General features: G+C 71.2%; 12 protein-coding genes. 7 read left to right on the forward strand and 5 right to left on the reverse strand.

Annotated features, from left to right (window positions below; all coding sequences use genetic code 11):
• Positions 1-8 precede the first annotated feature (8 nt).
• Together KY462_04735 and KY462_04740 are read left to right on the forward strand one after the other, a co-directional pair.
• Complete coding sequence (locus KY462_04735; protein MBW3577039.1) at positions 9-1,403, forward strand: NAD(P)H-quinone dehydrogenase; 1,395 nt, start codon at positions 9-11, stop codon at positions 1,401-1,403.
• A gap of 151 nt (positions 1,404-1,554) precedes the next feature.
• Positions 1,555-2,784 (forward strand): glycoside hydrolase, encoded by a 1,230-nt coding sequence (locus tag KY462_04740; GenBank protein MBW3577040.1) that lies wholly within the window; start codon positions 1,555-1,557, stop codon positions 2,782-2,784.
• 31 nt (positions 2,785-2,815) lie between these two features.
• Here KY462_04740 and KY462_04745 read toward each other — a convergent pair whose 3' ends face one another.
• The gene (locus tag KY462_04745; protein ID MBW3577041.1) at positions 2,816-4,696 is read right to left on the reverse strand and encodes an acetyl-CoA carboxylase biotin carboxylase subunit; all 1,881 of its coding nucleotides are present in this window, start codon (positions 4,694-4,696) and stop codon (positions 2,816-2,818) included.
• A 118-nt stretch (positions 4,697-4,814) separates the two neighbouring features.
• Here KY462_04745 and KY462_04750 point away from each other — a divergent pair, with 118 nt between their 5' ends.
• Both KY462_04750 and KY462_04755 read left to right on the forward strand, forming a co-directional pair.
• Positions 4,815-5,174 carry a cupredoxin domain-containing protein gene (locus KY462_04750; GenBank protein ID MBW3577042.1) on the forward strand — a complete coding sequence of 120 codons (360 nt, stop codon included), beginning with the start codon at positions 4,815-4,817 and terminating at the stop codon, positions 5,172-5,174.
• A gap of 32 nt (positions 5,175-5,206) precedes the next feature.
• Positions 5,207-5,842, forward strand: a complete 636-nt coding sequence (locus KY462_04755) for a hypothetical protein (GenBank protein ID MBW3577043.1) — start codon at positions 5,207-5,209, stop codon at positions 5,840-5,842.
• A 262-nt stretch (positions 5,843-6,104) separates the two neighbouring features.
• Here KY462_04755 and KY462_04760 read toward each other — a convergent pair whose 3' ends face one another.
• Positions 6,105-7,745: an acyl-CoA carboxylase subunit beta gene (locus KY462_04760; GenBank protein MBW3577044.1), complete on the reverse strand. Its 1,641-nt coding sequence runs from the start codon at positions 7,743-7,745 to the stop codon at positions 6,105-6,107.
• Between KY462_04760 and KY462_04765 the strand changes: the two genes are divergently transcribed.
• The 3 genes from KY462_04765 to KY462_04775 are packed head-to-tail and all read left to right on the forward strand — an operon-like array spanning position 7,744 to position 10,526.
• Positions 7,744-8,535, forward strand: coding sequence for a biotin--[acetyl-CoA-carboxylase] ligase (locus KY462_04765; protein ID MBW3577045.1), 792 nt, complete (start codon positions 7,744-7,746; stop codon positions 8,533-8,535). The two genes, KY462_04760 and KY462_04765, sit on opposite strands and share 2 nt — an antisense overlap.
• Before the next feature lie 30 nt (positions 8,536-8,565).
• Positions 8,566-9,711, forward strand: coding sequence for an acyl-CoA dehydrogenase family protein (locus KY462_04770; protein MBW3577046.1), 1,146 nt, complete (start codon positions 8,566-8,568; stop codon positions 9,709-9,711).
• Positions 9,712-9,734: 23 nt separating this feature from the next.
• Positions 9,735-10,526 carry a hypothetical protein gene (locus KY462_04775; GenBank protein MBW3577047.1) on the forward strand — a complete coding sequence of 264 codons (792 nt, stop codon included), beginning with the start codon at positions 9,735-9,737 and terminating at the stop codon, positions 10,524-10,526.
• A gap of 3 nt (positions 10,527-10,529) precedes the next feature.
• On the opposite strand, the gene KY462_04780 is transcribed toward KY462_04775, so the two are convergent.
• The 3 genes from KY462_04780 to KY462_04790 all read right to left on the reverse strand — a co-directional run bounded on the left by KY462_04780 (position 10,530) and on the right by KY462_04790 (position 13,688).
• Complete coding sequence (locus tag KY462_04780; GenBank protein ID MBW3577048.1) at positions 10,530-11,111, reverse strand: XRE family transcriptional regulator; 582 nt, start codon at positions 11,109-11,111, stop codon at positions 10,530-10,532.
• Between the two features lie 88 nt (positions 11,112-11,199).
• Positions 11,200-12,417 (reverse strand): potassium channel protein, encoded by a 1,218-nt coding sequence (locus KY462_04785; GenBank protein MBW3577049.1) that lies wholly within the window; start codon positions 12,415-12,417, stop codon positions 11,200-11,202.
• A 2-nt stretch (positions 12,418-12,419) separates the two neighbouring features.
• Complete coding sequence (locus KY462_04790; protein MBW3577050.1) at positions 12,420-13,688, reverse strand: magnesium transporter; 1,269 nt, start codon at positions 13,686-13,688, stop codon at positions 12,420-12,422.
• Positions 13,689-13,740: the final 52 nt, after the last annotated feature.

Below are 13,740 nucleotides of genomic sequence, written 5' to 3' on the forward strand. Positions count from 1 at the left end.
GTGCGGCCATGGTGCAACACCAGCGGATCGTGATCCTCGGCGGTGGGCCGGGTGGGTACGAGGCGGCACTCGTCGCCGCGGAGCTCGGCGCGGACGTCACGGTCGTGACCGACGAAGGGCTCGGCGGCAACTGCGTGCTGTGGGACTGTGTCCCGTCGAAGACGCTGATCGTCTCCGCCGAGGCGATGGGGTGGATCTCAGCCGCGGCCGAGCTCGGTGTTCGTGTTCCCGAGGCTCGCGAACTCGACCGCACCTACGTCGATTACCCGGCTGTTGCCCGGCGCGTGATGGCCCTGGCCCACAATCAGTCACGCGACATCGAGCAGAAGGTCGTCGCCAGCGGGGCGGTGATCGTCCGCGGCTGGGGACGCCTCACCGGCCCTCACGAGGTCTCGGTCGAGCTCACGGCCGGGGTGACCCGCACGCTTCGCGCCGACGTCCTGCTGATCGCCACCGGGTCGACGCCGCGCATCCTGCCGTTCTTCGAGCCCGACGGTGACCGGGTGCTGACCGCCAAGGACGTCTACGGGTTGCACGAGGTCCCCGAGCGGCTGATCGTGGTGGGGTCGGGTGCGACCGGTGCGGAGTTCGCCCACGCGTTCGTGCGGTTCGGATCGGACGTCGTCCTGGTGTCCTCGCGGGAGCTGATCCTGCCCACGGAGGATCCCGACGCTGCTCAGGTCATCGAGGAGGTCTTCGAGCGGCGCGGGATGACCATCCTGCGCAAGGTCCGCGCCGTGTCGTGTGAGCGGACCTCCGCCGGGGTGGTGGTCGGGTTGGGCGATGGCGATCACGTCGAGGGCAGTCACGTCCTGTTCACCGTCGGACAGATCTCGCGGTCCCGCGGGATCGGGCTCGAACAGGCCGGGGTGCGGATCGCCGAGTGGGGGGGGATCGAGGTCGACGGGGTTTCACGCACCAACGTGCCGTGGATCTACGCCGCCGGGGACGTGGTCGGCCGGGTCATGCTCGCCAACGTGGCTGCGATGCAGGGGCGGGTGGCGATGTGGCACGCGCTGGGGCAGGCGGTCTCGCCCATCCGCTGGGATGCGACCACGTCGACCATCTTCACCGACCCCGAGGTGGCCACGACCGGGTACACGGAGGCGGATTGCCGTCAGCGGGACCTGCCGTTCCGTTCCACGAGGTTGGATTTCTCGGGCAACCCTCGGGCGAAGATGGCGGCTCGCACGGACGGCTTCGTGAAGGTCGTGGCGATGCCCGGCTCCGGGACCGTCCTCGGTGGGGTGGTGGTCAGCGATGCCGCATCCGACCTGATCCAGCCACTGGCTGTCGCGGTCGAGAACCGGTTGACGGTCTTGCAGCTGGCTCGGACGTCGACCGTCTACCCGTCCATGGCCGGGTCCGTGTCGGAGGCGGCGCGGCTGCTGATGTCCGACTGACACGACGTGTCGAGCGGGCGCCGGTGGCCTTCGGCGGGCGGCGCCTGGCTGCCCGGCCGGGACGCGCCGCTAGGCTGCCTTGTTGTCGCTTCAGCCAACGGCGACGGCTCGTTCCCACGCAGTCATCAACGGAGGCACGCAGGAGGCAGTCATGGCGGAGGAGGGGCGGCGTCCGCCCTGGCGTGGCATCACGCTCAGTATCGGTGCGGTGTTGCTGATCGCCGCTGTGGTGGCGACCTTCTGGCCGGAGAAGCCACCGTTCCTGATCGAGAACTGGCACGTCGCCGGGGTCGACGGCTCGGAGAACGCCGTCATGCGCGCGGCCAGCGATACCAGCCAGGGTTTCGTCGCGGTCGGCCACCGCCTGGTGGACGGACGTCAGGAGGCCGCGGTGTGGCTGAGCACTGACGGCCACCACTGGCGCGAGGCGGACACCGGTCCGTTCAGTGCGCAGCGCCTCGGCGAGGACGCCAACATCGAGCTCACCGCGGTGGGGTTCGGACAGCAGGACGTGCTGGCCGCCGGTCGTGAGTGGACCGATGAGGAGTCGGTCGTGGCGATCTGGCACTCCCCCGACAACGGCGAGACCTGGGACCGCCTGCCGCACGACCCGGACGTGTTCGGGCCGGGCGAGATCACCGCGATCACCTCCCGCGGCCAGGGCCGCTGGGTGGCGGTCGGCGAGATCCGCGACCCCGACCGGACGGTCGGGCAGGTATGGCGCTCGCCCGACGCCTTCCTGTGGGAGCGGATCGTCCCGCCCGTCGTCGCCGACGACGCTCACCAGCGGCTGTTGACGGTCACCGCCGGTGGGCCGGGCGTGGTCGTGGGCGGTGCGTCCGAGGATCCCGGAACGGCCGGCACCACGGTCGTGCACACCCCGGTGTGGACCTCCCAAGACGGCCGCCAGTGGAAGCAGGTGTCCAATCAGGATGAGCCGATCTTCCCCGCCGACACCGTCATCCGGGGGATAACGACAGGCGCACAAGCGACGCTGATCGCGGTCGCCGACATCGGCCCGCCCGACGCCCAGACCGTGGCGGCGTTCCGGTCCCTCGACAAGGAGGCCAGCAAGTGGCACACCAGCCACGAGATCCCCACCGAGGAGCAGCACGCCAGCATGGGCGGCATCGTGGCGGGCCCGGAAGGGTTCCTGGTGGCGGCCGGTGCGCTGGGCTCAGGTGACAGCCGGCGGGCGGCGGTGTGGCTGTCGAACAAGGGCGTCAAGTGGGAGCTGGTTCACGGGTCCGCGTTCGAGGAGGTCACCGGCGCCCGGGCTCTGGCCGTCACGTCGTTGGGCTCGCGCGTGGCCGTCGTCGGCATGGCCGGCGACGAAGCCTCCCCGCGGGCGGTCGCGTGGGTGCACGGGCCCCCTTCGTGAGCGGCCCGCTCGGCGACGAGCAGGTCCTCGCTCAGCCGGCGGCTTCGGCGACGTCCGCCTCGTCGTCGGGCGGCGCCGGCGTGTCCCCGATCCGCGCGAGGACCGCGCCCGACGGGACCGTGTCCCCGGGGAAGAACCGCAGGTCGTGCACAACCCCGTCGCGGTGGGCGATGACGTGGTTCTCCATCTTCATGGCCTCGAGCACCGCGACCAGGTCACCGGCGGCCACCGTGTCGCCCTCGGCGGCGGCGTAGGTCACCAGAGTCCCCTGCATCGGGGCCACCACGTCCGCCCCGCCGGCGCTGACCTGGCCGCCACCGACCCCCGACGCGCGGCGGCGGACCCGATCCGACACGGACGGCTCCCCGGAGCCGGCCGGGTCCCCCAGGTCCCCGAAGACGGTCACCTCCAAGCGGCGACCATCCACCTCCACCGTGATCGTGCGGCCGGCGGCAGTGGGCTCCTGGGTGGCGGCCACCGCCTCGTGCCGCTCGAGGGTCGACAGGTCCCACTCGTGCTCGACCGACACGGTCGAGTGGGTCGCCTTGACGAAGTCGTGGTGCTCGAGTGCGAGACGGTGGAAGGGCGCCACGGTGGGGACCCCCTCGACGACCAGCTCGTCCAGGGCCCGCAGCATCCGTCGGCGGGCCTCCTCGCGGTCCCCGCCCCACACGATCAGCTTCCCGATCATCGAGTCGTAGAGCCGCGGGATCTCCCAGCCCTGTTCGACGCCTCCGTCGAAGCGGACCCACGGCCCCTGCGGCAGCGCCAGACGGGTGATCCGCCCCGGACCGGGTGAGAACCCCTCCCCGGGATCCTCGGCGTTGAGCCGCACCTCGATGGCGTGTCCCCGGATCGAGACGTCGTCCTGGGTCAGGCCCATCCCGTCACCGGCGGCGATGCGTAGCTGCGCGTGGACCAGGTCCACGCCGGTGACGAACTCGGTGACGGGGTGCTCGACCTGCAGCCGCGTGTTCATCTCCAGGAAGTAGAAGTCGTGACCGTTGTTGGCCAGGAGGAACTCGCACGTCCCGGCGTTGTGGTAGCCCACCTGCTGGGCGATCCTCACCGCAGCCGCCCCCAGACGCTGGCGCAGTGCGTCCGACACGCCGGGGGCCGGGGCTTCCTCGATCAGCTTCTGGTGGCGGCGCTGCAGCGAGCAGTCACGCTCGCCGAGGTGGATCACCGTCCCGTCCAGATCGCCCAGTACCTGCACCTCGACGTGGCGGGGCCGTTCCAGGTACCGCTCGAGGTACACCTCGCCGCGGCCGAACGCCGCCTGGGCCTCACGCGACGCCGACGCGACCGCGTCGCGCAGCTCCGGTTCGGATCGCACGACCCGCATCCCTCGACCGCCCCCGCCGAACGCGGCCTTCACCGCCACCGGGTAGCCGTGGTCGTCGGCGAACGCGACGGCGGCAGCGATGTCGGTGAGCGGTTCGGGGGTGCCCGGCACGACCGGAGCGTCCGCGGCCAGTGCCGCCCGGCGCGCCGAGAGCTTGTCGCCCATCCGGCGGATCGACCGTGGAGATGGTCCCACGAACACGAACCCCGCGGCCTGGACCGCCTCGGCGAAGTCGGCGTTCTCGCTGAAGAAGCCGTAACCTGGGTGGATCGCGTCGACGTCGGCCCGCTCCGCCACGTCGAGGAGCTTCTCGGTGGCCAGGTAGGAGTCCGCGGCCGAGGCGGGACCGACCAGGAACGCTTCGTCGGCGTAGCGCACGTGGAGCGCGTCGCGGTCCGCCTCGCTGTAGACGGCGACCGTGCGGACGCCGAGCTCGCGGCAGGCGCGCATCACCCGCACGGCGATCTCGCCGCGGTTGGCCACGAGGACGGCGTCGAACACCTGACACGGACCTTCCGGGATGGCGCACGGACTCGAGACGCCATCGTAACCAGCGGCCCGGCGCATGCTCGACGCCGGCCCGAGCCCGTCACGCTACCGCCGAGCGGCTGTTCCCCAGGTTTGCACGCCAGGGCGCCAACCGCGACCATGTCGGCTCCCGGCCCCGTCCGTCCAGGAGATCCCCGTGTTGCGTCCGCTCGCCTTGCTCCTCGCCGTCCTGATGGCCGTCGCGCTCGCCGGTTGCGGCGGAGGCGGAGGTGAGACCGCCGACGCCGACGCGACCGTCGCTGCGGTGCGGGAGTTCGACTTCGAACCCGACAACGTCAGCGTCCAAGCCGGTGAGGTCAGCGTCGCACTGGACAACCGCACCCAGCAACGACACACCTTCGTGATCGAGGGCCGCGAGGACGACCTCAAGCTGTCGGCCAACGCGGGGGAGACCGATGCCGGCTCGATCGAGCTGCAGCCGGGGACCTACACCTTCTACTGCGACGTGCCGGGCCACCGTCCCGCCGGCATGGAGGGCACCCTCACCGTCGGATAGCCTCGCTCGTCCGACGGATCAAGGAGATCCCCGTGCACCGCTCGCTGGCGCCGCTCGCGGTCGCCGCTGCGGCCGTCCTCGTTGTGGCCTCCTGTGGGGGGGCGCCCGATGAGCTGAAGAACGCTGAAGCGCTGGAGTGTCCCAGCGGGAGCGACTGCTACGACCCGCCCAAGCCGATCGGCCCCGGTGGGGAGATCGTCGCCGACGGTGGCGAGTTCTTCTTCGAGCTCACCACGGCGAACGCGGTCGAGGGCTCCATCAAGGTCACCTTCCACAACGTCGGGTCGGCCGAGCACAACTTCACGATCGACGAGGCCTTCGGAGACGTCAACTCCGTCCCCCCGCAGGGCAACACCCCTCCCGGTGGGACCGACGAGGCGACCCTCGAGCTGTTCGCCGGGACCTGGACCTACTACTGCTCGGTGCCCGGTCATCGTGAGGCGGGCATGGAGGGGACCCTGACCGTCGAGATGGCCGACCAGTCCGCCGCCGGCGGCGAGGCGGGAACCCCGACGCAGCCGGTGGACGCGGGGGGGACCGAGGCGGAGCCGGCGGGCGAGGAAGGCGCTGCCACCCCCGGTGAGGAAGGTGCGTCGCCGCAGCCCACGCAGGACCCGGCCACCTCCCAGCCAGAAGGTCCCGAGCCGGTGCCGCAGCAGACGGACTAGGCCTCGGACGAGGCCAGGACGAGGCCAGACGAGGCCGGACGGGGAGCCGAAGCGTCAGCCGACGCCCCGCCTCGCCGGGCGGACAGGTCGCAGGCGCTGACGACCGGCGCCCCGCCGACACCTTCGAGGAGAGCAGCTCGGCGCCAACCCGCGACCTGATCGGCCCGGGGCGGGCGCCGACCGATCACCATCAGGGCGGCGACGACCGCGGCGACCTCCGCGTCGATGGGTCGTCCGCGCCGCAGACGGAGCGCCGGTCGACTCACAGTGGGATGTTGCCGTGCTTCCGCGATGGCCGCGGGACCCGCTTGCTCAGCGTCAGGTGCAGGGCCCGCACGAGCTCCGCCCGTGTGCGCGACGGCTCGATCACGGCGTCGACGTAGCCGCGCTCGGCCGCTTTCCACGGGTTGGCCAGTTCGCGGTTGTACTCGTCCACGAGCTCGGCGCGACGAGCGTCCGGGTCGTCAGCCTCGGCCAGCTCGCGGCGGAACAGGATGTTGACGGCCCCCTGCGGCCCCATCACCGCGACCTCTGCGGTGGGCCAGGCCAGGTTGACGTCGGCGCCCAGATGCTTGGAGCCCATGACGTCGTACGCGCCGCCGTAGGCCTTGCGCGTGATCACCGTCAGCTTCGGCACGGTCGCTTCGGAGTAGGCGTACAGCAGCTTCGCTCCGTGGCGGATGATCCCGCCGTGCTCCTGTTCGACGCCCGGTAGGAACCCGGGCACGTCGGTGAACGTCAGGAGCGGGACGTTGAAGGCGTCGCAGGTGCGCACGAACCGGGCGCCCTTCTCGGAGCTGTCGATGTCCAGGACCCCGGCGAGGTGCTGGGGCTGGTTGCCCACGACGCCGACGACGTGACCGTCGAGCCGCGCGAAACCGACCACGATGTTGGCTGCGTAGTGCCGGTGGACCTCGAAGAACTCCTGGCCGTCGACGATCCTGGCGATCACGTCGCGCATGTCGTAGGGCTGGTTCGGCGAGTCGGGGATGAACGTGTCCAGCTCGGGGATCTCGCGCCGCGGGTCGTCGCCGAGGTCCAGCAGCGGTGGCGTCTCGAGGTTGTTGCTCGGCAGGAACGACAGCAGGTACTTGATGTCGTCCAGGCAGGATCCCTCGTCGGGGGACGCGAAGTGCGCGACACCGGACCGGGCGGCGTGGGCCATGGCCCCACCCAGCTCCTCCATGGTCACCTCCTCACCGGTGACCGTGTGGATGACGTTGGGACCGGTGATGAACATGTGTGCGGTGTCCTGCACCATGAACACGAAATCGGTGATCGCCGGTGAGTACACCGCCCCGCCGGCGCACGGGCCCATGATCGCGCTGATCTGCGGGATGACCCCCGACGCGGCGACGTTGCGGTGGAAGATGTCGCCGTAGCCACCCAGCGAGACGACGCCCTCCTGGATACGGGCCCCGCCGGAGTCGTTCAGGCCGATCACCGGGCAGCCGACGTCCAGAGCGAGGTCCATCACCTTGACGACCTTCTCGGCGAAGACCTCCCCGAGCGAGCCGCCGAAGACGGTGAAGTCCTGACTGAAGACGCATACCTGGCGGCCGTCGATCGTGCCGTACCCGGTCACCACCCCGTCGCCGAGAGGATGGTGCTCGTCCATACCGAAGGCGTGGGAGCGGTGCACCGCGAACATGTCGGTCTCGACGAAGCTCCCCGGATCGAGGAGGAGGTCGATGCGTTCCCGTGCGGTGTGCTTGCCCTTGGCGTGCTGCTTGTCGATGGCTGGCGTGCCACCGGCGGTCAGGGCCAGGTCGCGGCGGCGACGGAGCTCCTCGAGCTTCTCCTTGGTGGTGGGTTGCGGCACGGGACGTCCTCGGGTCGGTCGCGTGGCGACGCCGCGCCACGCAGGCCATGCTGACGTCACCGACCGGAGCGTAGTCGCCATGCCTTTCCCCCCCACGCCCCGGCTGGAGGCGTTGCTGAACGGTCCCGGCCGCTGGTGTCGTCTGGAGCACCTCCACGAGACCCCCTCCACCAACACCGTCGTGGTGCAGCGGGCCCACCGCGGGGCGCCCGCCGGCCTCGTCGTGGTCGCTGACCGACAGACGGCCGGCCGGGGTCGGCGGGGGCGCCGCTGGGAGGACCGCCCGGGTGGCTCGCTGTTGACCAGCGTGCTGGTGGATGTTGCCGGCGCGCAGGCAGGGCTCCTGCCGTTCGCAGCGGGGCTCGCGGTCGCCGACGCGATCGCGGCAGCCGGTGCCTCACCCCGCCTCAAGTGGCCCAACGACGTCCTCCTCGACGACCGCAAGTGCGCCGGGATCCTGATTGAGGCGGTCCCCGGACCGACCGGCGAGCTCCGGTTCGTCGTCGGCGTCGGCGTCAACGTCGACTGGCGTGGCACGCCCCGCGACGGCGAGGCCGCCCGGTGGGTCTCGATCGCGGAAGCCACGCGCCGGCCGGTGGACCGCTGGGGGCTTCTGGCGGACCTGCTCGAGTCGTTCGATCGCTGGTTGGAGGAGCCGCCGTCGACGCTGCGCCCCGCGTTCCGCCAACGCTGCGCCACCATCGGGTCGCGGGTGCGGGTGACCCTGGCCGACCGGGTCGTCGTGGCGGAGGCTGTCGATGTCGACGACAGCGGAGGGCTGGTGCTGCGCACGGCCGAGACGACCGTCACCGTGAGGGCCGGCGACGTCGAACACCTCCGCCGCGAGGACAGCCCCGGAGGAACTCAGTAGTTTGCTGCTGGTCGTCCCACCGGAGCGCGCGTGGCGATCTCCTTCGCGCTGACCCCCGAGCAAGAGGAGTTCCGCCGCGTGGTGCGGTCGTTCGCTGAAGCCGTCATCGCCCCGGCGGCGGCCGAGTTCAACTCCGCCAGCGAGTTCCCGGTCGACATCGTGCGCCAGATGGGCGACATGGGGCTGTTCGGCATCCCCTTCCCTGAGGAGTACGGGGGGATGGGCGGCGACTTCCTCACCCTGTGCCTGGCGATCGAGGAGATCGGCCGCGTCGACCAGTCACTGGGCATCACGCTCGAGGCGGCCGTCGGGCTGGGCGCCGAGCCGATCCGGCGGTTCGGCACCGACGCACAGCGCCGCCGTTGGCTCCCGGCGCTCGCACGGGGACAGGCGCTGGCCGGGTTCGGATTGACCGAGCCGGGCGGTGGCTCGGACCTTCGGCGGGCCACCACCACACGAGCCCGGCTCGAGGACGGCGAGTGGGTCATCGACGGCCGGAAGGCGTTCATCACCAACGCAGGCACGCCGTTGACGTCCCTGTGCACGGTCACCGCCCGCACCGGGCAGGACGAGATCTCGTGTCTGGTGATCCCCGTCGACACCCCCGGGTTCAGCGTCTCACCGCCCTACCGCAAGGTCGGCTGGCACGCCTCGGACACCCGCGAGGTGATCCTCGACGGGGTCCGCGTCCCCCAGGACCACCTCCTCGGGGAGCGGGGTCGCGGACTGGCCCAGCTCCTGGCCGTCCTCGACGACGGCCGGATCGCGATGAGCGCGCTGGCGGTCGGTCTGATCCAGGGTTGTGTCGACGAGTGCAGCGCCTACGCCCGCCAGCGCGAGGCGTACGGCCGGCCGATCGCCGAACTGCAGGCGGTGGCATTCACGATCGCCGACCTCGAGGTCGCCGCCCAGACCGCCCGTGCGATGTACTGGCACGCCGCGTGGCGGAAGCTTCAGGGGTCGCCGTACAGCCACGAGGCGTCGATCGCGAAGCTGTACGCATCCGAGCAGGCGGTGACGGCCGCCCGGGCGGCCTGCCAGGTCTTCGGCGGGTACGGGTACATGACGGAGTACCGCGTCGGGCGGTTCTACCAGGACGCGAAGGTGCTCGAGATCGGCGAGGGGACCTCCGAGGTGCAGCGGCTGCTGATCGCCCGTCACCTGGGCCTGCTGTGATCAGCCGGTAGCTTCGCCCGAGCATGCCCGAGAAGTACACCAGCCTGATCGCACTGGTCGTCGACCGCCCGGTCGAGGACGTCGGTGCGGTGGTCGACGCGGCCCGTGACGCCGGCGACGTCGACCGCAACGCGCCCGTGGGCACCGCCGCGGAGGCCCAGGAGGTCGCCTGGGGCGGCCGGATGGGCAAGGCGGTGGTCCGCGCGGTGGAAGGCCAGGATGGTGCCCCGATGCTCCGCGCCGAGGCCTACATCGGGGCGGAGGGGATCCGCAACGGGATGCGCCGCCACGCCCAGCTGCTCCTGTCGTTGGCCCGCCAGCTCGGGGACCGCGTCCGTGGCGTGCGTGACCTGTCGGCCGCGCAGGACCACGAGCCGGGGTGGTTGGCGCGCGTCGCCGGCGGCGACATGCAGGTCTCCGACGCGATCCACGTGCACGCCGAAGGCCGGGGCACCCACTGGGTGCACTCACACGGCGCAGCCCGCTTCGACATCCCCGACCTGGAGCTGTACGGGGTGAACCGCCCACAGCTGGCAGCCGCCGAGCAGCTGATCCGCCACGTGCACGACCAGCTGCTGCGTGCCGGGCTCCGGGTGGACCTGACCATGCCCGACGGCGCCCGCATGTACCTGGTCCCGGTCCTGGAAGCATGGTCGAAGCTGCCGATGGACTGGCCCGGCGTGGGCCGCGCCGACGAGAGCCGTCCCGGTCACGACGGGCCGCGCGCCACCCTGTCGGTGCTGCACAAGCGCCGGTTCGGCCGGTACCGCAAGGACATCAAGGGTGTGGTCAAGCGTCTGGCGAGCGAACGCTGACCGTCAGCGGCGGCTCGCTTCGTGCAGTGGCGACTCGGCGGGGACTCCACCGAGGTAGCTGACGATCAGCGCCGCGCGGACCTTGCCCTCGACCGCCTCGAAGACGTGTGCGCGGTCGGCGGCGAACGAGATGTAGTCGCCGGGGCGCAGCTCGGTGGGGGCCTCGGCGGGTCCGACCTTCAGGACGCCCTCGTACACCAGCACGCGTTCGGTCGTCCCGCTGCCGTGCGGGGTGTACTCGATGCGCATCCCCTGTTCGTAGCGAAGGTCGTAGACCTCGACCGCACCGTGCGGGACGAACGCGTCGATCGGGACGTCGTCGGTCCCCGGCCGCTCCGCGTCGCCGGCTCGGATCACATGGAACGGGGGGCCCTCGCGCTCCAGAAGCAGATCGCGTACCGGAACCCGTAACGCCGCGCCGAGGGCCGTCAACGTCGACACGGTCGGGTTGCCGCTGCCGGCCTCGAGCGACGACAGGGTCGCCTTGGCCACCTTGGAACGTCGAGCCAGCGCCGACAGCGACAGCCCCTGGGCGTTTCGCAGCCGTCGGATGTTCGATCCGATTTGAACCGATGGATCGTTCACGTCCCCACCGCATGGTGTCCCTGTCGCGACCAGGATACGCGAATTTCGTGGTGGACGGTCCGTTCGGGCAGATCGTTCGCTTCTGCGCTCACGCGATCTCCGGTTCGTGCCAGCCTTCGTCGCCCACGGGGCGGGTGTCGCCGCTGATCGCGCGCAGCGCCGGGGCGCCCTCCTCGGGGCCGATCGCCAGGATCCGGTCGCCGACCTGTAGCCGCCGCGAGGAACGCGGCCGGTACACCCAGCGGCTCTCGCGTTCGACCGCCAGCACCTCCATCCCGATCTCCGTCTGCAATCTCAAGTCAGCCAAGGTGCGCTCCTCGGCCGCCGATCCGGGCGCCACGACCGCTTCGGCCACGATCTCGTCGGCTTCGGACAGCGCCTGGGCGATCACCGGATGCGGGAGGTCCTCTTGCTCGATGATGCGAGTCATGGATTGGGCCGCGTCCGCGATGCGCTCCGACGCGGACGCCAGGTGCATCAGCCCGCGCAGCGACAGGGGGTCGTCCGCTTCGGCTGCGGCCCGTAGCACCCAGGCCTCCAGCTCGTTCCACAGGACGTCGGTGCGGTCCTCGATCACGGCGACCTCGGCTGCCAGTCCCCGATCCCGCAGCAGGATCGCGGAGTAGGCCAACCCGACCGCGACCTCGCTGGCGTTCTTGAGCTCGACGCAGAGGTCCACCGCACGGTCGAGGTTGGACAAGGTCCGCCGCTCGGCCGGTGGTGGTCGCTCCCGGGGGGCGGCGCCGGCCAGCTCACGCACCAGGTCGACGCCGTCCGAGGGGCCCTGCAGGAACAGGACGTCACCCTCCCTCAGGATCAGGTCGCCGCCGGGGCCGAACACGAACTCCGCGTCCCGGCGGACCGCGATCGCCCACATGCCGGTATGGGCGGCCAGGGCCAGGTCGCGGAGGCTGCGGCCCTCCAGCTGGTTGTCGGGGCGGATCTTGACGCGGGCGACGACCTCGGCGGCGTGCCGCAGGTCGTCGCGCAGTTCACGGGGGACGCCGAGGTCGCGGAGCGCGACACGGGCGATCTCCTCGGCGGCGCCAGCGATGCCTTCGATCGCCACGGCAAGGTGCAGCACATCCGATAGCCGCTCGGCGTCCTCGGGGGTGCGCGCGGCGAGCATGCACACCAGGCGGAGCTCGTGCAGGGCCTGGTCGAGGTTGTCTTCCAGGCGCAGGACCTCCCGGCCGAGGTCGACGTCGTCGAAGAACACGGCTGCGTAGGCCAGGTCCACCATCAGCTCGGCAGCGTCCTTGGCGCTGACCAGGAGCTCCTTGACGGTGCGGCGTTGTGGTCGCATGTTCAACCCCCCAGGACAGCCGCGATGCCGACCATCAGGCAGAGCACACCCAGCAGGTCCATGGTCGCGGTCACGATCGGGATGCCGTGGTTGTCCGGGTCGAGCCCGAACCGGTAGGTCGCGGTCGCGGCGCTGTACGCGACTGCCGAGAGCAGCACGAACGCGATCGCGCCTCCGAAGAGCGTGATGCCCAGCAGTTGCGGCAGCGTCGGCGTTGCCAGCCCCAGCAGCGCCGCCGCGATCCGGGTGACCACCGCCACCCCCGTGAACACCGTGGTCGCGAAGAGGAACGTCATCGAGATGTCCAGCCCGGCGGTCTTCCCCGGGAGGGGGCGCGGTTCGAGCAGGCCCAGGTGCAGTTCCGACGAGAAGCGGCTGGCGAGGATGCCCCCCAGCGACCCGGACGCGGCGATGAACGGCGGGATCAGCACCAGCAGCGCCGGGACTCTGAAGAACTCCTCGGCACGTGCCTCGACGACGGTGCCGGCGAAGATGTCGACGGTCGCGGCCAAGGTGAGCACGAAGATCGACTCGCGCACGATGCGGCGGACGTTGTGATCGGGATGCCGCCATCCGTACCACAGCGCGGCGGCTCCCACGGCCATGCTGGCCCCGGCCAGCACCGGCGTGAGGATCGCGATCCCCACCAGCAGTGACGCCAGCAGGAGCATCGGGACCGTCACCAGGTCGCCGGTGGCGGTGATGGTCGGAGCGCCCACGTCGTCCATGTTCCACCCGCGGGCGTACGCCTGTCGAGCCAACAGGATCGTCACGACCAGGAGCACCACCGACGACAGGGTCCCACCCACCACCGAGATGACCATCAGGTCCGCCAGGTCGGCATCGATCCCGAACGCCCGGCCGATGAACCACGCCAGGACCCCGATCTCCGCAGTGGTGGTGAACGTCAGCACCGTCGCGGCTTCGATCTGCCGGCCGAAGAAGTTCCTGCGGGTCAGCTCGATGCTGAACTCGCCGATGTGGATGCCGGTCGACAGCCGGGCGGCCAGCGCCCCGAAGTTGTTCCCGCGCATCCCGATGGCTGCGGGGATCAGCACGAGGAGACCGGGCAAGGATTCCAGGCGCTGGGTGGACGACCCCAGCACGATCCCCGCGACGAGCGTCGCCAGCAACCCGAGCGACAACGCCGCCAGTCCGCGGCGGATCGCCTGGCGTTCGCGGTACCAGAAGCGGGTGACCTCGGTGACCGGCAGGCCCAGCGCGGCGCCCAACGCCCGGAGCGGCGCGGGGACCCGCGGCCGGACCCGCACGCTGGGTCGGGTCCGAGGGCGACGCGCGGCGGTGTCGTCGTCGCGGGCCAGT

It is taken from the genome of Actinomycetota bacterium, from assembly GCA_019347675.1.
Classification (GTDB): Bacteria; Actinomycetota; Nitriliruptoria; order Nitriliruptorales; family JAHWKO01; genus JAHWKW01.